Raw genomic sequence first — 21,387 nt, 5'->3', positions numbered from 1 at the left:
CGTCATCGGGAACTCCGGAAGGGAGGGGCAGCGTGGGCGCGCGGGGGTGTCCGCCGCATGGATGCGGCGGCCAAGCCCCCAGGGATGGGTTTACGGCGTCCCCCGCGTACCCACGCTGCTCCGACCAAGCCGAGAGAACCCAGAGCCGACACGCTTCGGCTTTGCGCTTTGCGCCCTGGCTTGTAGAAAGCGCCCGCCGGCCGCAGGCCGGCCAACATCTCCCCGCTGCGCTGCGGCGCGACCTGCGGCCGACCGATCTGGGATAATGCGCGTTCTTGTTTCCTCTGCTGCCGGACCCGGTCATGACCCAGAAGACGCTGCTCAACGATACCCACCGCGCCCTTGGCGCCAAGATGGTCGATTTCGGGGGTTGGGACATGCCCATCCACTACGGCTCGCAGCTGGACGAGCACCACCTGGTGCGTCGTGAGTCGGGCGTGTTCGACGTCAGCCACATGACCGTGGTCGACCTGCGCGGCGACCAGGTCAAGCCGTTCCTGCGCCGCCTGCTGGCCAACTCGGTCGACAAGCTCAAGGCCACCGGCAAGGCGTTGTACTCGTGCATGCTGAATCCGCAGGGCGGCGTCATCGACGACCTGATCGTCTATTACCTGGGCGAGGACTTCTTCCGCATGGTGGTCAACGCCTCCACCCGCGAGAAGGATCTGGCGTGGCTGCGCGAGCAGGCTGCGCCGTTCAACGTCTCGGTCGAACAGCGTCCAGACCTGGCGATCCTCGCTGTGCAGGGTCCGCAGGCGCGCGACATCGTCATCGGCCTGGCCCGCGAAGCCGACCGTGAGTCGCTTGGCAAGCTCGGCCGTTTCGCCGCGCTGCAGGTGCAGTCCGACGACGGCGTTGAACTGTTCGTCGCCCGCACCGGCTACACCGGCGAAGACGGTTTCGAGATCCTGCTGCCGCAGGATGCCGTGGTCGCGTTCTGGAACCGCCTGCTTGCTGCCGGCGTGAAGCCGGCAGGTCTCGGCGCGCGCGATACCCTGCGCCTGGAAGCCGGCATGAATCTGTACGGCCAGGACATGGACGAAGCGATCAGCCCCTACGAAGCGGCGCTGGCCTGGACGGTGTCGCTGGACGAGGGCCGCGACTTCATCGGCCGCGACGTGTTGGAGGCGCAGAAAGCGGCTGGCAACGCACGTCAGATGATCGGCCTGGTGATGGATGAGAAGGGCGTGCTGCGCCATGGCCAGGCGGTCACCACTGCCGGCGGCCAGGGCGAGATCCTGTCCGGCACCTTCTCGCCGACCCTGGCCAAGGGCATCGCATTCGCGCGCGTGCCGGCCGGTGAACTCGGCCAGGTCACCGTCGACATCCGCGGCCGTCAGGTGCCGGTGCGGGTGGTCAAGTTCCCGTTCGTGCGCGAAGGCCAGGCCCAGCCCGGCGTGCTTGGCGACGCCTGATCCAAACATGCCGGTCGTCACTGCCAGCAGTGGCGGCCGGTTGGTTACACTAGCCCCGTTTTTTCCACCCCCTGCATATCTCTGGAGCAGTCCCATGAGCGAGATCCCCGGCGACCTCAAGTTCCTCAAGTCCCATGAGTGGGCCCGTGTCGAAGGCAATGGCCGCGTGACCGTCGGTATTTCCGACCACGCCCAGGGCCTGCTGGGTGACCTGGTCTACGTCGAGCTGCCCGAAGTCGGCGCGACCGCCAAGGCCAACGAGCAGATCGCGGTCGTCGAGTCGGTGAAGGCCGCCTCCGACGTCTACAGCCCGATCAGCGGCACCATCGTCGAGGTCAACTCGGCACTGGCCGACAAGCCGGAAACCATCAACGAAGACGCCTACGGCGATGGCTGGATGTTCGTCGTCGAAGTTTCCAACAGCGACGAGCTCAACGAGCTGCTGGACCCGGACGCGTACGCCGAAGGCCTGGAAGACGAAGAGCACTGAGTCGTCGTTTCCCCGGTACGAAAACGGCCACCCTCGGGTGGCCGTTTTCGTTTTGGAGGAGACTTCGAACTTATGCCGGCCGGTTCGCCGCATGCCATCGCCATGGCATCAGTCGGTGTTGAGCGCGGCCAAAAGGCGTGCGCAGTTTTGCGCAAATCCGCGTTTCCACCCCCGCGGCGGCGCGCCCGGATGTGAAAAGTTTTTGGCCTTGTTGCAGGTCCGTTGTGGTGGCGTTGGCGCGTGCGTTGCCATGCATGGCTGCGCCGCCGCGTAGCGTTCCGCTTCAGGCCCCTACATGACGCAGAGTGCTTATTTCAAGTGTTTTTTCTTCGCTGTTCGTGCGCAGTTGATGGCAGCGACGATGAGCGATGCAGTGTTTGCCGGCGCTCGCGGAGGAACATCGGCAGGCGCGGGAAGGGCTTCCGGGACGCGGCGGATGTGAAAATTTTTCGCGGGGGTTGTTGACAGTAAAAAAAACCGTGATTAGGTTTCGCCTCAGCAGACCTTGCCTGCCAAACCGAGTGCGCAGAATCAATCGTCCGATGCGAAGCAGCCCCTCGAAGACCACCGCGATCCTCAAGACGGTGGACATGGCTCCGCTTCCCCCGGAGAAATGCAAGGCGACCCTTGTTCCGATGCCTGCTCCGCCGATAGTGGCGGGCATCACCGCATCCGTAACGGCGCGCCCGACGCGCCGGCGGTCCCCGCACGCAGCATGGGCGGGTTTGATCCACCTGGGCGTTTCAACTCCCTATCACTGACGAGGAGCCATCACCATGGCAACCAAGAAAGCTGCGAAGAAAAAGCCCGCCGCCAAGAAAGCGGTGAAGAAAGTCGCCAAGAAGGCCGCTGCCAAGAAGGCAGTGAAGAAGGTCGCGAAGAAGGCGACCGCCAAGAAGGCAGTGAAGAAGGCTGCCAAGAAGGTCGCCAAGAAGGCCACGGCGAAGAAGACAGTGAAGAAGGCGGCCAAGAAGGTAGCCAAGAAGTCCGCTGCCAAGAAGGCCGTCAAGAAGACCGCGAAGAAGGCCGTCAAGAAGGTAGCCAAGAAGGCCACCAAGAAGACTGCCAAGAAAGCCGCCAAGAAGACCACTGCCCGCAAGCCGGCCAAGAAGGTCGCCAAGAAGGCAGTGAAGAAGGCGACAAAGAAGACCGCCAAGAAGGCAGTGAAGAAGACTGCGAAGAAGGCGACCAAGAAGGCTGCCCCGAAGAAGGCTGCCAAGAAGGTTGCCAAGCGCAAGCCGGCCGCCCGCAAGAAGAAGGCCGCTCCGGTGGCCCTTCCGGCAACTCCGGCACCGCTGATCTAAGTACTTCCCGATAGCCGTACCCTGAGACCCCTTCCCCGACTGCCCAGCGGGGAGGGGGTTTTTTTATGGGCCGTCTGCGCCTGGCCAGCTGCGATGGTCAGCTGCTTCACAGGGAAACCGCTCGACCAGGAAATCCACGAAGCTGCGCAGCCGGGTCGAGTGATAGCGGTCGTGCGCATAGACCACGTGCATGGGCCGACCGTGCCGGCCATGTTCCGGCAGCAACGGGACCAGGCTACCCGCATCGATGTCTGCTGCCAGCAGCAGGCTCGACTGCAGGATGATGCCCTGGCCTTGCAGCGCGGCCAGTCGCAACGCTTCGCCGTTGTTGATCTGCAACCGTCCCGAAGGCGGCGCTGGCAATGCCGCTTCGTTGCCCAGCCAGTGCGACAGCGCAGCCGGATCCAGCGACAGGCATTGATGCTGCTGCAGCTCCTGCGCGTTGTGCGGCGTGCCATGCCGTGCGAGATAGGCCGGTGATGCACACAGGGTCAGCCGGTAGGGGCTGAGCGGGCGCGCCACCAGATGCGTGGCGTCGGCAAGCGTGCCGATGCGGATGGCGGCCTCGAATCCCTCATCGGCCAGTTCGACCACGCGATCGGTCAGGACCAGTTCGACACTGACCTCGGGGTGGCGGTCCATGTAGGTCGACAGTGCCGGCACCAGCGCATGGGTGCCGAAGATCACCGGTGCACTGATCCGCAGCGTGCCCGCCGGTGCCAGGTGGTGATGCTGGGCCTGCGCATCGGTTTCCTCCACCAGGCGCAGGATCTCTTTGCAGCGGCCGAAGTAGGCCTCACCGAAAGCGGTCATGTGCTGCCGACGGGTCGTGCGGTTCAACAACTGCATGCCCAGCCGTTCTTCCAGGGCGCGCAGGTGCTTGCCGGCCATCGTCGCGGAGATGTCCAGTGCCGATGCCGCGGCACTGAGGCTGCCCTTTTCCACGGCCAGCACATAGACCTGCATGCTCTCCAACAGGTTCATCTGACACCCCGGGTTCTGAATGTTGAAACCTCGCCGGAGTTTATCAATCGAGGGTGTTCAAAGAGCATGTCCGCACGGCCAGATGGGCCGGCAGAACCTGGCAGGGCAACACATGAAACTGGATCTTGAAGGACGTACCGCGCTGGTCACCGGCGCAGGCAGTGGCATCGGCGCAGGTGTTGCGCGGGTACTGGCGAGGCAGGGTGTGCGCGTGGCGATCACCGCGCGGCGGCAGGCGCCGTTGCAATCGGTGGCGGCCGCAATCGAGGCGGCGGGTGGACCGGCACCCGTCGTGTTGATGGGCGATCTGACCGACGCCGACGATGTGCAGTGCATCGCCAGCGCTTCGCTGCAGGCGCTGCAGCACGTGGACATCCTGGTCAACGCGGCCGGTGGCGCACGGTTGGCCGGGGTGGCCGCAGCAGACGAGGTGTGGGACGAGGCGATGGCACTGAACTTCTCGGCGGCACGACGGCTGACGCAGGCCTTGCTGCCGTCGATGCGGGCCAATGGCTGGGGGCGTGTGATCAACCTCAGCGGGTCGATGGAGCCGCGTGCGGTGAATGCCGCGAGCCCGGCGAAGGCGGCGCTGCATCTGTGGAGCAAGGGATTATCCTGCGACGTGGCGGGCGAGGGCATCACCGTCAATTCGATCGCGCCGGGGCGGATCAACAGCGCGCAGATCCTGGATCGGCTGCATCCCACGGAAGAGAGCCGACGTGAGTTCATCGCCCGCAACATTCCGATGGGGCGTTTCGGCGAACCGGAGGAGGTGGCGCACCTTGTTGCCTTCTTGGCGTCGCCGTTGGCGGGGTACATCACCGGGGCGGTGATTCCGGTGGATGGGGGAATGCACTACTTCGCCCACTAGCCTCCGGCACGATTCGTCAGGGCGTGGCGCCACGTGGAGGACGCGCAAGCGCATACGAAAAGGGCGACCCGAGGGCCGCCCTTCTGTTTACGGTCCAGCTCGCCAGCTCAGCTCAGCGCGGCGAAGCCACCGCGCGGTTGCCCGAAGCGCCCTTGCCCTTGCGCTTGTCCTGCTGTGCCGGGGTGGCGCCCTCGGCCATCAGGTTGTCGCTGCCGAAGTCGGTGTCCACGTCCAGCCAACGCTGCGACGGCAGGCCGAGGGCTGCGTCGAGCACGGTCGGCAGCAGGCCGCTGGGCAGGCCGCTTTCGCCGTTCCACATGATGGCGATGCCGAGGTCGCGCTCGGGCACCAGTGCAACCAGGCCGCGGTAGCCCTGCACCGCGCCGGCATGGAACACGACATCGTGACCGGCGTAGTCGAAGGTGCGCCAGCCCAGCGCGTAGCCGGCCGAATGCAGGCGTTCGCGGCGCCAGCCCGAACGCATCTCGCCCGGTGTGTTGATCAGGCTGGAGTGCAGCGTGGCCAGCAGCGGCGCTGGCAGCACGTCCGGGCGGTGGCCGGTATGGGCCAGCAGCCACTGCGCCATGTCACTGGCACTGGCGTTGACGCCAGCAGCAGGGGCGACCCGGTAATAGGTCGGCTTCGGCGTCAGCGACACCCAGCCGTTGCGGCTGCGCACGTGCGGGCGCGCCCAGCGCGAGCTGGCCTGGATGCCGGCCAGGCCGAGGCTGGCATCGTTCATGCCCAGCGGCTTGAAGATGCGGCGTTCGACCGACTGCTCGTAGAAGCTGCCGGAGGCGGCATACACGACGTCGCCGATCAGGCTGAAGGCCACGTTCTGGTAGGCGTAGCAGTCGCCCGGCAGGCACTTCAGGCTGGTGTTGGCCAGCTTCTGGGTCAGCGCGTAGTACTCGGCATTGCCTTCGATGTCGCGGTCATAGGCGTTGTACGGCAGGCCGACGCGGTGGCTGAGTACATCGGCCACGGTCAGGCGGTCGGTGGCCTCCGGCGAGTTCAGGCGGAAGCCCGGCACGTAGTCGGTGACCTTGCTGTCCCAGCGCAGGGTGCCATCGTTGACCAGCAGGCCAGCCATGGTGCCGGCGAACGCCTTGGACAGCGATGCCAGGCGGAACACGGTGTGGGCGTCGACCGGCAACGGGTTGTTGACATCGGTGACACCGTAGCCGCGCGCGCTGAGCACGCGGCCGCCCTGCACGATGGCCACTGCCATGCCCGGCACGCGCTCGCCATAGGTGAGCTGCTGCGCCATCGATTCGATGTTGGCGACGTTGAAACCGGCGGCGGGCAACTGCACCTGCGGCACCAGCCCGGTGCGGTAGGCGGCAGGCTGGGTGTGGGCGACCGCGCCACCGGCAGCGGTTTCGATGTTGGTCGGCATCGGCGGCAACGCCGGCGGGGTCTGCGCGGTGGTGGACAAGGCAAGGGGCATCAACATGCCCAGCAAACCGGTGGCCGCCGAACGGATCGGACGACGCAGGCTGTTCTTTTTCATCGGTTGGAACCCGTGCGCGACTGCTGGGGATGATTCTAGCGCCGCTTTTCGCCTGTGCACAAACAAAGCGAAGATGAATGCGCATCTCGTTGAAAAAGTTGGATTTTTGACGCCAGAAAAGCGTGTATCACAAGGTGTCCGTCGGGCCGGTCCGTGACACTGCGTTGCAGCCATCGGCGCCGCCTGCGCTGGCGATGTTGCAGTGCATTGGATAACGTACGCGCTTCACTGCCCCCGGAGCCCGCCATGCCGCTGTCCAACCGCCGTTTGCGGGCGAGGGGAGCCGCGTGAGCGCGGCGCGTGAAAGCAGGGCACTCAAGGGCCTGGTGGCCGCGCTGCGCGAGTCGCCGGCGCTGTGGTGGTCGTTCCTGTACTTCTTCTGCCTGCTCAGCGGCTACTACGTGCTGCGGCCGGTGCGCGAGGCGATGGCTGCTTCGGCCGACCTGGAGACGGTGTTCCCGGCGGCGTTGATCGCCTGGTTCGCCAGCCATGGCATCGCCCTGAAGGACTTCGTCCTGCAGTTCCTGTTCTCCTGCGTGTTCGTGATCATGCTGGTGCTGCAGCCGGTCTATGGCTGGCTGGTCAGCCGCTTCCCGCGGCGGGTGTTCCTGCCGGCGGTGTACGGCTTCTTCATCGCCACCCTGCTGGGCTTCTATGCACTGTTCGACAGCGACGTGCCCGGGCGCGGCATGGCCTTCTTCTTCTGGATCAGCGTCTTCAACCTGTTTGCAGTCGCGGTGTTCTGGAGCTTCATGGCCGATGTGTTCTCCAACGCGCAGGCGCGGGCGTACTACGGCTACATCGGTGCGGCCGGCACCATTGGCGCCTTCCTCGGCCCGTTCATCACCAGTGTGCTGGTGCAGCGGGTGGGCATCGCCAACCTGATGCTGGTATCGACTGGCTTCTTGATGATCTGCCTGTTGTGCATCTGGCGGCTTCGGTACTGGGCGGTGCTGCGCGAGCGTGAGCAGCGTTTGGTGTCGGGTGAGCAGCCGATGGGCGGCAGCGTGCTTGATGGCCTGAAGCTGATCGCGCGCGAACCCATGCTGCGCTGGCTGGCGATCATGGTGCTGTTCGGCGTGGGGGTGGGCACGTTGCTGTACAACCAGCAGGCCACCATCGTGCGTGCCTCGTTCACTGATGCAGGCGCTGCCACAGCCTTCTTCTCGCGCATCGACCTGGCGGTGAATGCGCTGGCATTGTTGATGCAGCTCGGGCTGACCCGCTGGCTGCTGTCGCGCCACGGTATCGCCCCAGCGCTGCTGATCCCGGGCTTCGCGATCCTGCTCGGCTTCTCGGTGCTGGCCGCATCGCCGATGCCGCTGATGGTGGCGGTGGTGCAGGTGATGACCCGCGCCAGCGAGTTCGCCCTGGCCAAGCCTGCCCGCGAAACCATCTACACCCGCGTAGACCGGCAGTGGCGCTACAAGGCCGGCGCGGCGATCGACACGGTGGTGTACCGCGGCGCCGACCTGAGCTTCGCCTGGTTGCACAAGGGGCTGTCGTTGTTCGGTTCGCACGTGGTGTTTATCGGTGGTGTAGCCGTCGCCGGGTTGATGACACTGGCGGCGTTCGGCGTGCTTCGCGAAGAGAAGAAGCTGCCGCGCGACCGTTGATTTTCCGGGGGCGGATCCCTGTCCCGCAGGGGAAGGGATCTGACCCCATTCTCCATCCCTGTCCAAGGAACCGCACATGTACTGGATCGCGCTCGTCCTGACCCTGCTGGTCGCCCTGCTGCACGTTCATTTCCTGGTGCTGGAGATGTTCCTGTGGACCCGTCCGCTGGGCCTGAAGACGTTCCGCAATTCACCGGAGAAGGCGGAGACCACGCGCGTGCTGGCGGCCAACCAAGGCCTGTACAACGGCTTCCTGGCGGCGGGCATCGTGGTGGGGCTGATGCTGGCGCAGCCGGTGCTGGTGACGTTCTCGCTGGTGTGCGTGGTGGTGGCGGGGTGCTATGGCGCGTACAGCGTGAGCCGGCGCATTTTCATGATCCAGGCGGTGCCGGCGATCCTGGCGTTGGTGTTTCGCGCACTGGCGTGATTTCCGGCCAACGGCACAGCCCCTCGTGGGTGGGTCGCGTAGAGCAGTTCATATGTTTGGTGGGACGGGTGGGCCGTGCAGGGGACGCTGCAAGTACGTCCTTGTAAGCTCGATGGCGCCATCCATGGCGCCAACGCCCCTGCACGGCCCACCCGTCCCACCCCTGACAGGTTCCGTGCGCGGCCAGCCCACGGAGAAGAAAAGAAGATCAAGAGCAACAGCGGGTCGCTGCGCTCGTGGGTTCTGCGCGCATGAAAAAAGCGGCCTCCGGGCCGCTTTTTTGCTTTTGCTCTTCTTTTTCTCTTGCGTGGGTGGACGCCGCAGAGATCTGTCAGAGGCCGGAGGGGTGGGATGCGCAGGGGCGTAAGCGCCATGGATGGCGCGCCCGAGCCTACAGGGACGTATTCACGGCGTCCCCTGGGCATCCCACCCCTCCGGCCCAACCGATAAACCGCTTTCGCCGTCCACCCACGAGGGGCTGCGCCGTTCGCGGCAACATCACTTCGCCGGCGACACCCACATGTCGATGACCGCGCTGAACACCTCCGTCCCCGCGCGGTCGCGCACACTCACCGTCACCGGCAACGCATAGCCTTCGGTCGCCACCACGATCGGCTGCGCCGGCAATGCCGTCGCCTGCAGCGTGCCGCGCGCCTTGGCCAGGTACTGCACCTGCATGCCCTTCGGGATCCAGCGCATGCCCTTGGGCAGCGACGCATCGACCATCAGCCCGGCGGTCAGTTCGGCCAGGTTGCACATCGCGATCGCGTGCACCGTGCCGATGTGGTTGCGCACCTTGCGGCGGTCGGCCAGCGTGCCCTCGCAGCGGCCGTTCTCCAGGCGCGTGATGCGCGGGGCGATGCTGGCGAAATAGGGGGCCTTGAAGCACACCGCGCGCGAGAACAGCCAAGTGCCGGCAGGCCAGCGCTGCAGGCGGTGGTAGAGCGAAAGCAGGGGCGTGGACATGGCGTTTCCCGGTTGGCGGACAAAGCGACGGCGGGCCAGGCCCGCCGTCGAGGCAACGCGTGTCGCGGGCGATCAGGCCGCCTGCGAGTGCGGGTCCTTGTTCTGGCGGTCGTAGTAGCTGGCCGCGCGCAGTTCGTGGGTGTCGAAGTCGTCCACGGTGATGGTGTCCAGGGTCAGCGTACGCAGCTCTTCCAGCAGGCTGCGCTCGTCCTGGGTGATCACGCCTTCGGCCACGGCCTCGTCGAGCTGGCTGTTGAAGTCCAGCGCCTCGATGCCCTTGCTCTTCAGCGCCTTCAGGAACTTGCGCTCCACCGGCTCGGCCATGATCGCCTTGCTCAGGTAGCTGTTGATGCGGCCACCCGGGTTGTTCTCGCACGGGGTCAGGAACACGCCGCTGGCGAGGCGGTCGCGGGCTTCGTTCGGGGCCATCAGCAGCGCAGCCACGCGACGGCTCAGGCGGTCGCCGGGGGCCTCGGCACGACGGCCCAGCGGGAAGATCAGTGCCCACATCAGCCAGCCGATCGGACGGATCGGGAAGTTGCGCAGGGCAGCCGACAGCGATTCCTCGATCTTGTGCACGCTGTCATGGAAGGCCCAGGCCAGCAGCGGCTGGTCGGCCTGCGGCGCGCCTTCGTCGTGGTAGCGCTTGAGCATGGCGCTGGTCATGTAGACATGGCTCAGCACGTCGCCCAGACGGCCGGACAGCGATTCCTTGAACTTCAGCTTGCCGCCGAGCGTCATCATCGAGATGTCGGCCATCAGCGCCAGGTTGGCCGAGTAACGGTCCAGCTTGCGGAAGTAACGGCGGGTATAGGCATCACCCGGGGCAGCGCCGAAGCGTGCGCCGGTCAGGCCGAACCAGAACGAACGAACGGCGTTGGAGATGCCGTAGCGGATGTGGCCGAACAGGCTGCGGTCGAAGTCCTGCAGGCCGGCACGGGTGTCCGGGTCCTGCGCGGCCTTCATTTCCTTCAGCACCCACGGGTGGCAGAGGATCGCACCCTGGCCGAAGATCAGCAGGCTGCGGGTCATGATGTTGGCGCCTTCCACCGTGATGGCGATCGGCGCGGCCTGCCAGCTGCGGCCGGCGAAGTTGCGCGGCCCCAGGATGATGCCCTTGCCGCCGATCACGTCCATCATGTCCGAGATCACTTCGCGGCTCATGTTGGTGCAGTGGTACTTGGCGATCGCCGACGGCACCGACGGCACGTCACCGCGGTCCACAGCAGCGGCGGTGGCCTGCGACAGCGCGCTGATCTTGTACGCCTTGCCACCGATGCGGGCCAGCGCTTCTTCCACGCCTTCGAAGCGGCCGACCGACAGGCCGAACTGCTTGCGGATGCGCGCATAGGCACCGGTGACCGCGGCACCAGCCTTGGCACCGCCGCTGGCAGTGGAGGGCAGGGTGATCGAGCGGCCCACGGCCAGGCACTCGTTGAGCATGTTCCAGCCCTTGCCGGCCATCGCAGCGCCACCGATCAGCTGGGTCAGCGGAATGAACACGTCCTTGCCGCGGATCGGGCCGTTCTGGAACGTCGAGTTCAGCGGGAAGTGGCGACGGCCGATTTCAACGCCGGCGGTCTCGCGCGGCAGCAGGCCCAGGGTGATGCCGATGTCGCGGGTCTGGCCGATCAGGCCATCCGGATCGTACATGCGGAAGGCCAGGCCGATCAGCGAGGCGACCGGCGCCAGGGTGATGTAACGCTTGTCGAAGGTCAGCTTGACGCCGAGCACCTGCTCGCCGTTCCACTCGCCCTTGCAGACGATGCCGTAGTCGGGAATCGAAGTCGCGTCGGAGCCGGCGAACGGACCGGTCAGGCCGAAGCAGGGCACTTCACGGCCATCGGCCAGACGCGGCAGGTACTGGTCCTTCTGTTCCTGGGTGCCGTAATGCACCAGCAGTTCACCCGGGCCCAGCGAGTTGGGCACGCCGACGGTGGAACTGACCACCGAAGACACCGAGGCCAGCTTCTGGATCACCTTGTGGTGGGCCAGCGCGGAGAAGCCCAAGCCGCCGTATTCCTTCGGAATGATCATGCCGAAGAACTTGTTCTTCTTGATGAAGGCCCACAGTTCCGGCGGCAGGTCGGCATGGACGTGGGTGATTTCCCAGTCGTTGACCATCGTGCACAGCTGTTCGACCGGGCCATCGAGGAAGGCCTGTTCTTCAGCGGTCAGCTGCGGCTTGGGGTAGTTCAGCAGGATGTTCCAGTCCGGATCACCGGTGAACAGTTCGCCTTCGAAGCCGACCGAGCCGGTTTCCAAGGCGATGCGCTCGGTCTGCGACAGCGGCGGCAGCACCTTGCGGAACACCTTCATCATCGGGCCGGTCAGCAGCGGCTTGCGGATGAACGGCAGCAGCAGCGGCACGACGATCACGGCCAGTATCGCGGCGGCGACGATCGTGGCGGTCTGGTTGACGTAGGGGATGAACCAGCAGGCCAACAGCAGGGCCACGCTGATCAGCGTCCAGGTCAGCAGGCGCATGCGGTGGTAGGCGACGAACGCGCCTGCCAGCAGCAGGGCGAGGAAGGGAATGACGAGGCTCATGAGCGTGCTCCGGTGACGTGCTCGTTTATGGCGGACGAAGCTGCAGCATCCGCTGCGGGCAACACGTCCAGATAGTCCAACACAGTAGCGGTAAAGGCGTCGTTGTCATCACCGGCGACCATGTGCGTGGCCTGCGGCAACTGTACGTGGCGCGCGTGTGGCGCCAATGCCAGGAATTCGGCCACCGTCTGCGGGGTGACCAGATCGCTGCGGCCACCGCTGACCAGCAGCAGGGGGCACTTCACCTGGCGCGCGGCTTCGGCCAGTGCGTCCTGGTGCTGCTCGCTGTCACGTGCCAGTTCGGCCACTAGGCGCGGGTCCCAGTGCCAGCGCCAGCGACCGTGGCCATCTTCGCGCAGCAGGGCGCGCAGTGAGTCTTCGGACTTGCGCGGGCGATGCGGCACATAGGCCGAGATCACATCGGCAGCCTGCGACAGCGAGGCGAATCCTTCCGGATGCGCGGTCATGAAGGCGAGGATGCGCTCGACGCCAGCGGTGTCCCAGCGCGGGGTGATATCCACCAGCACCATGGCCGAGAACAGGCCCGGCCAGCGTGATTCGGCCAGCAGGCCGAACAGGCCGCCCATCGAGGCAGCCACCAGCACCGGCGGCCGCGGTTGTTCGCCGGCCAGCACGATCAGGTCATCGGCGAACTGCTCACCGTGGTAGGCCAGATCGGCCGCATTCCAGTCGGAATCGCCGTGACCCCGGGCGTCGTAAGCCAGGGTCTGCAGGCCGGCAGCGGACAATGCCTTGGCCGTGGTCGTCCAGGCATGGCGGGTCTGGCCAAACCCATGCGCGAACAATACGCGCCCGCGACGGCCCGAGGTGCTGGCGGTTGCAGCCAGCGAGGCGCCGTGGGCAGCCTCCAGGCGCAGGTCATGGAACGCAGCGGGAGTAGGGGACATAACCATACTCGCTAGTATGGATTGCTTCGGCAGGAAGTCAATACTGCACGGTATGGTGCGCGGCGGGAATGCCTCCCGGCCCGGCTGCCGACGGTTTCGGCCGCAACCGCGTACTGCAACGAACCCCGGCGTATGGTTAAATCAGCAAATGAATCAACCTGACGCTTCCGCCGGCGAACCGCGTGCCGGCCGCAACAGCCGCCTGAGTGCCGAAGACTGGGCCCAGGCGGCCCTCGATCTGATTGCCGAGCAAGGTGTTAGCGCCGTCGCGGTGGAGCCGCTGGCGCGCCGCCTTGGCGTGACCAAGGGCAGTTTCTACTGGCATTTTCCTTCGCGTGATGCGCTGCTGCAGGCCGCACTGGAACGCTGGGAACTGTTCGAGCAGGAACAGGTGTTCGGCAGCCTGGAAGACGTGCCGGATCCGCGCGTGCGCCTGCGCCAGCTGTTCCAGATGGTGGCGCACGAAGTGCAGCCGCACATCATCTACAGCGAGCTGCTGAAGGCGCTGGACCATCCGATGGTGCGGCCGGTGATCGACCGTGTGTCACAGCGACGGCTTGATTACCTGATCGCTTCGTTCCGCCAGGCGGGCCTGAGCTCGACAGATGCACGCCATCGCGCACGCCTTGCGTATGCAGCGTATGTGGGCTTCCTGCAGTTGTCGCTGCAGCTGCAGCAGCCCAAGCAGGCGCGCGAGGATTTCGAAGCGTATGTCGAGCATCTGATCGATACGTTGATTCCGAACGGCTGAGGCGTTCTTCATCGCTGGATGCTGAAAGGCCGCGGCAGTGCCGCGGCCTTTTTTTCGTTGGCGTTGACGCCAGCAGCGAACGTACAAAAAACAACGGCCCCTTTCGGGGCCGTTGCTGCATCAGCTGATCAGTGGATCGATCAGAACTTCTGCTTGTACTGCATGTACATGTAGCGGCCCGGCAGGTCGTACTGCGGGTCGAACATGTTGTACGAGACCTGGTAGGAAACCGGCGGCTGCTTGTCGAACGCGTTGTTCAGACCCAGCATGATCGTGCCCTTCCACGGCGTGTTGTAGCGCACTTGAACGTCGTGGTAGACGGTGGTCGGAAGGCGGTTTTCGCTGCCGTCCGGATCCGAGCAGTAGCTCTGCAGCGAGCCCAGATCGCACTCTTCTGTGATACCCGACTTGTAACGCATGCCCCAGTTCACGCCGAAGTCGCCGAAGCTCCAGTCAACATACAGGTTGGAACGGATGCGCCAGTACGGATCCTGATCAAGATAGCGACCCTGGTAGCCCACGGCAGCCGAATCCTTGGTTGCCTTGGTTTCCCACTTGCTGAGGTAGGTGCTGTCCCAGCTGATGGTGAACTGGCCGAACGAGGTCTCCGGCAGACGGTAGGCGATACCCAGGTCCCAGCCTTCCACCTTGTACGACGCCAGGTTCTGCAGCGGCATGCGCACATTGGTGATGGTGTAGTTCTCTTCCGTGGTGCCGTAGTTCGGGTCACGCGTGATCAGGCCGCAGTAGGCCGCCTGCTCGGAAGCGTTGCCCCTGTAGCAGCGGTCCATGATGTCGCCGATCGCAGGACGGGTAATCGCGTCCTCAACCTTGATCTGCCACCAGTCCAGGGTGACGTTCAGGCCCTGCACGAAGCTCGGGCTGAACACCACGCCCAGCGTCTTGCTGGTCGAGGTTTCCGGCTTCAGATCCGGGTTGGAGGCCCAGGTGAACGGCTCGTTGGTCTGGAAGGCACCTGGCTGCGCGACTTCGTTGGAGTCCACGCTGTTGGGCTGCACGAAGTTGGCCGGCACACCCTGAGCCTGGCACAGCGCGAGCGTAGCACCGGTCGGGTTGTTGGCCAGGGCACAGGGATCAGCGTAGGTCTCGTACGAATCGGAATCACCGGCGTACATGTTGCTGATGCTCGGTGCGCGGAAGCCTTCCGAGTAGTTGCCGCGGATCATCAGGTCGTCGATCGGCTTCCAGCGGAAACCGAACTTGTTGTTGGTGGTGTTGCCGAAATTGCTGTACTTCGAGTAACGGGTGGCCACGCTGAAGTCGAGCAGCTTGGCGCCCGGCAGATCAGCAAGTACTGGGATCGACAGTTCCAAGAACATTTCGTCCAGCGAATAGCTGCCCTTGGTGGGCTTGGCGCCGTTGCCGGTGCTCAGGCCCGATGCAATGAACGCATCCGGATCGAACTGGCCGCTTTCGCTGCGGTACTCATACCCTGCTGCGAAGGCCAAGGCACCGGCGGGCAGCTGCACGATCTCGCCGGAGATGTTGGCGTAGTAGCCCTTTGATACCAGATTGGAGGAGTCATGCGCGGTGAAGGAGGTGTAATCGATCGCACCCTGCGAGATCGAGCCTTCCGGGCCGAGCGGATTGACCGGTACGCAGCCAGGAATTACATCGCCGCCCGGGGCGCTGACGCACACAGGAACGCCGTTGCGCAGTTCCGATGGGCCATAGGCGTTGGCCAAGTTGGTCTTGTTGAACAGACCGTAGGTCAGATCGTTCTGATCGGTCTTGTCGTAGCGGTAACCGACATCCCAGTCGAAATTGCGGTCGGCAAATTCGAAGAAGCCTTCGAAGCCGCCGTAGAAGTGCCAGTTCTTCACGTTCTGGTTGAACGAGCGGCCACCGCTTTCATTGAAGCGACGGTTGACGCCAGTCAGATCTACGCCGTACGGGTTGTACAGGCTGTCAGCACTGAGCGTCTGCCCGGTCACAGGCATGGCCGCCAACAACTGCTCGGACTTGCGCTCGTTGTACATCGCCTCGGTACGGAAGGTGATGTTATCGGTGATGTTGTACGAGCCGGTAGCGAACAACGAGGTACGTTCCTGCGGGGTCAGCAGGTAGTTGTCCGGCGAACTGTTGTAGCCATGAATCTGGCTGTTGAAAGGGGTTTCGACGCCATTGATGATGACATAGCGCCTGCCGTCACGGATGTAAGAGCCCGGCAGACCGGTGCTGCTCTGACCGCCGAAGAACGGGGGCCCGCCAGCAGAGATCTTTCGGTCGCCGGCGCCGACGGAATCTTCCTTGACATAGGAAGCGCCCAGGGTCAGCGACGAGCGGTCGGTGGTGGTGCCGATGGTGAAGTCGGCCGCTTCACGCTCGCCGTCGCCAGCGCTGTACTGGCCCTTGTAGAAGTTCGCTTCGGCGCCGTCGAAGTCCTTCTTGGTGATGATGTTCACCACGCCGGCGATGGCGTCCGACCCGTAGATGGTCGATGCGCCGTCCTTCAGGACGTCGATGCGCTCGACCATCGCGGTCGGGATGGTGTTCAGGTCGACGCTGCCGTCCAGGCCGGTGGTCCAGCGACGGCCATTGACGAGCACCAAGGTGCGGGCGCTGCCCAGGTTGCGCAGGCTGATACCCGCAGAGCCGTCGCCACCGTTGTTGAAGGTGCGGTTCAGGGCGGCACCGTTGGCGGCGACGCGCTGCAGGATGTCGGCGACCGAGGTCACACCCTGCTTTTCGATGTCGGCGCGGGTCAGGCTCAGGACCGGCTGCGAGGTTTCGATGTCGGTGCTCTTGATGCGCGAACCGGTCACCGAGATGCGATCCAGGTTGGTCGCTTCCTGCGCCTGGGCCGTTACGGACGTCGCCGCACCGGCGATCAGCGCGACGACGACAGCGTCACGCAGCTTGTTGGACTGGAAATTCATTGGCTCTCTCTCTCCAAGAAATCTTGGCTGGGGTAGTGCCTGCGCGGCGGTGCCAAAAAAGAAGGCTCCAAAATCGCGAGGCTGAATCGATAGTAACGGCCCCCAGCCAAAAATTAAAGCTGCGTTAATTCACGCTGTGGTTACACATGAATGCGCTCTGATTTCTTTTATTTCAAGGAGTTATCTGGATGTGGGAAGGGACGCAACCGCGCCTGCCTGCCCTCAACGCACAAAAAAGTTTCAGTTGATGCATGTCGTGATGTATCCGTTTGTAACGGATAGGTGCTTTTCGCACTTGACAGATGCGTCCAGAAACAATTCGGGCGCCCCTGGGCGCCCGATGTTCAACACAGTTTGTTGGCAGTCGATGAGCGACTACAGATCCTGCTCGTAGCGCACGTACGGCACGGTGCCGTCATCGTTGCTTTCGTTGCGCGGGGAGAACGGGTTCTTGCCGCGGCTGATGACGTTTTCCGCGCCGACGGTGAGCTGACCGGACCACGGGGTGCGCCAGGTCAGGCCGATGCCCAGGCCTTCCCACTTGCCGGGCTTGCCGGGAACGTCCACCACGCGGCCGATGATGCTGCCGCTGAAATTGCCGTAGCCGGCGCCCAGGCTCAGGCTCTTGCTGTCCCAGCGGTCAACGATGGCCGGTGAGGCGTCAGCCAGTGGTACCAGGCGTGCCTTGGCATAGGTGCCGGCGATGGAGACAAAGCCTTCGCGACCGATGTTCTTCTGCGCGAACACGGTCAGGTCATTCTGTTCGGCGCGCAGCGACGGGGTCTTGCTGGGCGTGGCCAGCCAGGCGGGCAGGGTCTCGCGGCCGGTGCCGGCAGTGATTCCCAGGCGGCCGGTGCCACGGTTGAGCGCGGCGGTACCGGTCAGGCGCCGGTTGGAGCCGATGGCATCATCGTCGTCGCCCAGGCTGGCCAGCATGCAATGGCTGGCCAGTCCGCTGATGCTGGAGCCGCTGCTGCTGTTGCAAAGCAGGCCGAGCGAGTCGCCCGAAGACAGGCCGAACGCAGCATCGAGCGAATTGCGGCCGAAATGCCAACGTGCGCCCACGGCCTGCTCGCCGGTCGGTTCCAGGTACAGCAGGGCCTCGACCTTGCCACTGCCCTTGTTCCAGACCGGAATGACGGTGCGGGTGTCCTTGCTCTGCGCATGCACGCCCGTGATCGCGCCAAGAGCGATCAGCAGGGCCAGCGGTAGACGCAGGAAGGTACGCATCGGACCAGTTCAGACAGTGACGGACAGTGAAAGTTCCCGCTGGGGCGGGAACTCGATCCTAGGGTGTTTATGAATTCTTAACAAGCCTTGTTCCTCCCCAGATACAAGACTCATTCGTTTTTACTGAAGACGTTCAGGTGCCGGTACAGCCCCCTGGGCACCGTGGAACAGTATGCCGAACTCCGTCAACGGAAAGTGATACTCCTGTCCGCAGAATTCGCAACGCACGTCCAATGCGCCGGTGTCTTCGGCAGCCGCACGGGCCTCCTCCTCGCCCAGCGAGACCAGCATCGAGGCGACCCGTTCACGCGAACAGGAGCAGGCGAAGGACAGGGCCTTGTCACCCACCAGCTCCGCTTTTTCCTCGTGGAACAAGCGGTGCAGCAGTTCCTCGGCCGGGGTAGCAAGCAGCTCCGCCTTGCCCAGGGTGTCGAACAGCGCGCTGGCACGGGACCAGCCATCGTCGTCGCCTTCATCGCCCGGCAGCTTCTGCAGCAGCAGGCCGGCAGCACCGTCGCGGCCGGCGGCCAGCAGCAGCCGCGTCGGCAACTGCTCGGACTGGCGGAAGTAGTCCTCGAACGCTTCATCCAGTTCCGGCGCGGTCAGCGCGACCAGGCTCTGGTAGCGCTGCGGTTCGCGCGGATCCAGGCCCGGATTCTCGATGGTGATGGCCAGCAGGGCATCCTGGCCCAGATCGGTCAGGTCGCGGGGGGCGTCACCGCCCTCGGCCAACTGGACGATGCCGCGCAGGGTGCCGGCGGCGGTGCATTCGGCGAACAGGGTGCGCAGCGCGGTATTGCTGCGCAGCTGGATCGACAGGCGGCCGTCCACCTTGGTGTGGCCGGTGAACAGCGCCGACGCCACGCAGGCCTCGCCGAGCAGCTCGGTTGCACTGTCCGGATACTCGCCGTGGGACTGGATGTCCTGCCAGGTGGTCTGCAGGCGCACGTGGACGCCACGGACACCGGCGTCGGGGAGCAGGAAACGGATAAGGGAATCGGATTGGGCGGTCATCGGCTCACATCGCGCGGAAACAGGGATGGTTGCCGGATAATGCGCCGACAACCAGGCATAAGAAGGATGCACCAGTAATGGGGGCAGGGGGAGAGCAGGACAAGGTAGTGGCCGCCGCCGACACGGCGCCGCGCAGGCGCTGGCGCTGGAAGCGGCTGCTGTGGCTGCCGGTGCTGTTCGTGGCTTTCAGCTGCCTGCAGGTGCTGGTGCTGCGTTTCATCGATCCGCCGCTGTCCACGGTGATGGTCTGGCGTTTCGGCGAGGCACTGGGTGAAGGTGACTGGTCCTACCGGCTGCACTACCAGTGGCGGGACCTTGACCAGATGGCGCCGAGCCTGCCCATCTCGCTGGTGGCCGCCGAGGACCAGCGCTTCCCTGACCATAGCGGATTCGACCTGCAGGCCATTGAAAAGGCGCGCGACCACAACGCGCGGGGCGGACGCCTGCGCGGTGCCAGCACGATCAGCCAGCAGGTGGCCAAGAACCTGTTCCTGTGGCAGGGCCGCAGCTGGATCCGCAAGGGCCTGGAGGTCTGGTACACGGTGCTGATCGAAGCCTTCTGGCCGAAGCAGCGGATCCTGGAGATGTACGCCAACATCGCCGAGTTCGGCGACGGCGTGTATGGCGCACAGGCGGCGGCGCAGACATTCTGGGGCAAGGACGCCGCGCGGCTGAGCCCTGCGGAGAGTGCACGTCTGGCGGCCGTGCTGCCGGCGCCGCGCCGCTACAACGCGGCCAAGCCAGGCCCCTACGTGCAGCGGCGTGCGTCGTGGATCCAGCGCCAGGCAAGGCAGCTGGGTGGAGCGGGGTATCTGGCGGAAGACTGAGGGGCACGAGCGGTGCTGGTGGTACCTCGGTATTCGTACGGCAAGCAGGTGCCTGGAACCGTTGACTGACGGGCTGCGCGCCCGTCAACCACGTACAATCGCGCGATGACTCGCGAACGCCTTACTTTCGTCATCGCCGCGCACAACGAGGAACTGGCACTGCCCCAGCTGCATCCGCGGCTGTGCGCGGTACTGGATGGCCTGGTCGGAATCGATGGGCACATCCTGTACGTGGATGATGGCAGCAGTGACACGACCTGGTCGTTGATCACGTCGCTGGCCCAGACTGACCCGCGGGTATCGGCCCTGAAGCTGTCGCGCAACTTCGGCAAGGAGGCCGCGCTGACCGCCGGCCTGGACCAGGTGCGCGAAGGCGCGGCGATGATCCTCGACGCCGATGGCCAGGACCCGCCGGAACTGGTGCCGCAGTTCGTCGAGCGTTGGCGGGAGGGCTACGACAACGTCTACGGCACCCGCCTGGTGCGCGACGGTGAAAGCTGGAGCAAGCGTGCGACCGCGTCGATGTTCTACCGGGTTATAGGCCGCCTTTCGCGCACGCCCATTCCGGCCGATACCGGCGATTTCCGTTTGTTGTCGCCGCGCGCGCTGAGCGCACTGCGCGAGATGCGCGAACGCCACCGGTTCATGAAGGGGCTCTTCAGCTGGGTTGGTTTCCGCCGCGTGGCGGTGCCGTATCACCGGCACGCCCGCTTGGCCGGCACCAGCAAGTTCAGCTTGTGGCGGCTGTGGAACTTCGCACTGGAAGGTATTACCGGTTTTTCGACGGTCCCGCTGCGGGCGGCCACCTACATGGGGCTGGCCACAGCGGGCGTGGCCTTCGTATTTGCCATCTGGGTGATCGCCAAGGCGGCCATGTACGGCGACCGGGTGGCCGGGTGGCCGACCATGATGGCGGTGATCCTGTTCCTCGGGGGCGTGCAGTTGATCGCGCTTGGGCTTATCGGCGAGTACCTGGGGCGTCTCTACGAGGAGTCCAAGCAACGGCCGTTGTACCTGGTTGACGCATGGTTGGCCCCTTCCGTGGCAGACTCGGACCTGCAACCCACCCTGGGAGGGCAGGCAGATGACGTCGGTACGGCAACTGTTGGACGGCAAGTCCCCTGAAGTGCATGCGGTCGCGCCTGGCGCGGCGGTGATCGATGCGATCCGGCTGATGGCGCAGAAGGGCATCGGTGCAGTGCTGGTGATGGACGGACCCCGGCTGGTCGGGATCCTGTCCGAGCGTGATTACGCACGCAAGATCGTGCTACACGATCGTTCGTCGCGCGATACCGCTGTGTCGGAGATCATGACCGCGAAAGTAGTGACAGTGAGTCCCGCTGAGCAGGTGGAACACTGCCTGCAACTGGTGACCGATTACCGCATCCGCCATCTGCCGGTGGTCGAGGGCGGGCAGGTACTGGGGGTGATTTCCATCGGTGACCTGGTGAAGTCGGTGATCGACGCGCAGCGGCGCGAGCTGGATCAGCTGCAGCAGTACATCGTGGCGGGGTGAGTTTGTCGCTGGCGGGCCTGCGGCCCGCCGGCCCGCTTTTCGAAGCCGGAGCAACGGCAACGGCAACGGCAAGTGCAAAAGCAAAGCGGCGCCTGCCTGATGTGC

18 protein-coding genes are annotated in these 21,387 nt (G+C 64.8%); 10 read left to right on the top strand and 8 right to left on the bottom strand.

The window, feature by feature from the left end; genetic code table 11:
* Positions 1–302: 302 nt before the first annotated feature.
* From gcvT to AC07UW_RS19040, 3 genes are all read left to right on the top strand, one after another.
* Positions 303–1,415, top strand: coding sequence for a glycine cleavage system aminomethyltransferase GcvT (gene gcvT, locus AC07UW_RS19050; RefSeq protein ID WP_025877786.1), 1,113 nt, complete (start codon positions 303–305; stop codon positions 1,413–1,415).
* 94 nt (positions 1,416–1,509) lie between these two features.
* The gene (gcvH, locus tag AC07UW_RS19045; protein ID WP_025877788.1) at positions 1,510–1,905 is read left to right on the top strand and encodes a glycine cleavage system protein GcvH; all 396 of its coding nucleotides are present in this window, start codon (positions 1,510–1,512) and stop codon (positions 1,903–1,905) included.
* Between the two features lie 776 nt (positions 1,906–2,681).
* On the top strand, positions 2,682–3,209 hold the full coding sequence (locus AC07UW_RS19040; RefSeq protein WP_025877789.1) for a hypothetical protein: 528 nt from the start codon (positions 2,682–2,684) through the stop codon (positions 3,207–3,209).
* A 63-nt stretch (positions 3,210–3,272) separates the two neighbouring features.
* Here the strand turns inward: AC07UW_RS19040 and AC07UW_RS19035 are convergent, their stop codons facing one another.
* On the bottom strand, positions 3,273–4,193 hold the full coding sequence (locus AC07UW_RS19035) for a LysR family transcriptional regulator (RefSeq protein WP_495212665.1): 921 nt from the start codon (positions 4,191–4,193) through the stop codon (positions 3,273–3,275).
* Positions 4,194–4,305: 112 nt separating this feature from the next.
* On the opposite strand from AC07UW_RS19035, the gene AC07UW_RS19030 reads away from it, so the two are divergent.
* Positions 4,306–5,064, top strand: coding sequence for an SDR family NAD(P)-dependent oxidoreductase (locus AC07UW_RS19030; protein ID WP_495212664.1), 759 nt, complete (start codon positions 4,306–4,308; stop codon positions 5,062–5,064).
* A 112-nt stretch (positions 5,065–5,176) separates the two neighbouring features.
* Here AC07UW_RS19030 and AC07UW_RS19025 read toward each other — a convergent pair whose 3' ends face one another.
* Positions 5,177–6,577, bottom strand: coding sequence for a serine hydrolase domain-containing protein (locus AC07UW_RS19025; protein WP_025877795.1), 1,401 nt, complete (start codon positions 6,575–6,577; stop codon positions 5,177–5,179).
* Between the two features lie 287 nt (positions 6,578–6,864).
* Between AC07UW_RS19025 and AC07UW_RS19020 the strand changes: the two genes are divergently transcribed.
* Positions 6,865–8,193: an NTP/NDP exchange transporter gene (locus tag AC07UW_RS19020; protein WP_495212663.1), complete on the top strand. Its 1,329-nt coding sequence runs from the start codon at positions 6,865–6,867 to the stop codon at positions 8,191–8,193.
* A 76-nt stretch (positions 8,194–8,269) separates the two neighbouring features.
* Positions 8,270–8,620, top strand: coding sequence for a DUF1304 domain-containing protein (locus AC07UW_RS19015; RefSeq protein ID WP_495212662.1), 351 nt, complete (start codon positions 8,270–8,272; stop codon positions 8,618–8,620).
* Positions 8,621–9,118: 498 nt separating this feature from the next.
* On the opposite strand, the gene AC07UW_RS19010 is transcribed toward AC07UW_RS19015, so the two are convergent.
* The 3 genes from AC07UW_RS19010 to AC07UW_RS19000 form a co-directional block, all read right to left on the bottom strand.
* Positions 9,119–9,586 (bottom strand): hotdog fold domain-containing protein, encoded by a 468-nt coding sequence (locus AC07UW_RS19010; protein ID WP_025877801.1) that lies wholly within the window; start codon positions 9,584–9,586, stop codon positions 9,119–9,121.
* Positions 9,587–9,658: 72 nt separating this feature from the next.
* A complete protein-coding gene (locus AC07UW_RS19005; RefSeq protein ID WP_495212661.1) occupies positions 9,659–12,136 on the bottom strand; it encodes an acyl-CoA dehydrogenase in 2,478 nt (825 codons plus the stop codon).
* Complete coding sequence (locus AC07UW_RS19000; RefSeq protein ID WP_033831779.1) at positions 12,133–13,050, bottom strand: alpha/beta fold hydrolase; 918 nt, start codon at positions 13,048–13,050, stop codon at positions 12,133–12,135. Before AC07UW_RS19000 ends, AC07UW_RS19005 begins: the two co-directional genes overlap by 4 nt.
* A 142-nt stretch (positions 13,051–13,192) precedes the next feature.
* Here AC07UW_RS19000 and AC07UW_RS18995 point away from each other — a divergent pair, with 142 nt between their 5' ends.
* Positions 13,193–13,795, top strand: a complete 603-nt coding sequence (locus tag AC07UW_RS18995; protein WP_025877807.1) for a TetR/AcrR family transcriptional regulator — start codon at positions 13,193–13,195, stop codon at positions 13,793–13,795.
* 140 nt (positions 13,796–13,935) lie between these two features.
* Here the strand turns inward: AC07UW_RS18995 and AC07UW_RS18990 are convergent, their stop codons facing one another.
* From AC07UW_RS18990 to hslO, 3 genes are all read right to left on the bottom strand, one after another.
* Entirely contained in the window at positions 13,936–16,695 is a 2,760-nt protein-coding gene (locus tag AC07UW_RS18990; protein ID WP_495212660.1) for a TonB-dependent receptor, read from the bottom strand.
* A gap of 375 nt (positions 16,696–17,070) precedes the next feature.
* Positions 17,071–17,925: an XOO1806 family protein gene (locus AC07UW_RS18985; protein ID WP_032952038.1), complete on the bottom strand. Its 855-nt coding sequence runs from the start codon at positions 17,923–17,925 to the stop codon at positions 17,071–17,073.
* Between the two features lie 120 nt (positions 17,926–18,045).
* Positions 18,046–18,939: an Hsp33 family molecular chaperone HslO gene (gene hslO / locus AC07UW_RS18980; RefSeq protein WP_495212659.1), complete on the bottom strand. Its 894-nt coding sequence runs from the start codon at positions 18,937–18,939 to the stop codon at positions 18,046–18,048.
* Positions 18,940–19,016: 77 nt separating this feature from the next.
* Between hslO and mtgA the strand changes: the two genes are divergently transcribed.
* The 3 genes from mtgA (at position 19,017) to AC07UW_RS18965 (ending at position 21,282) form a co-directional block, all read left to right on the top strand.
* Positions 19,017–19,766 (top strand): monofunctional biosynthetic peptidoglycan transglycosylase, encoded by a 750-nt coding sequence (mtgA, locus tag AC07UW_RS18975; RefSeq protein WP_223496198.1) that lies wholly within the window; start codon positions 19,017–19,019, stop codon positions 19,764–19,766.
* Between the two features lie 105 nt (positions 19,767–19,871).
* Positions 19,872–20,891 carry a glycosyltransferase family 2 protein gene (locus tag AC07UW_RS18970; protein ID WP_223496197.1) on the top strand — a complete coding sequence of 340 codons (1,020 nt, stop codon included), beginning with the start codon at positions 19,872–19,874 and terminating at the stop codon, positions 20,889–20,891.
* On the top strand, positions 20,851–21,282 hold the full coding sequence (locus AC07UW_RS18965) for a CBS domain-containing protein (protein WP_223496196.1): 432 nt from the start codon (positions 20,851–20,853) through the stop codon (positions 21,280–21,282). The genes AC07UW_RS18970 and AC07UW_RS18965 overlap by 41 nt, the downstream gene beginning before the upstream one ends.
* Positions 21,283–21,387 lie beyond the last annotated feature (105 nt).

This window comes from Stenotrophomonas sp. GW821-FHT02D01, assembly GCF_059421765.1.
The sequence above is the reverse complement of the archived record's forward strand: the minus strand, read 5'-3'. Positions and strand labels throughout refer to the sequence as shown.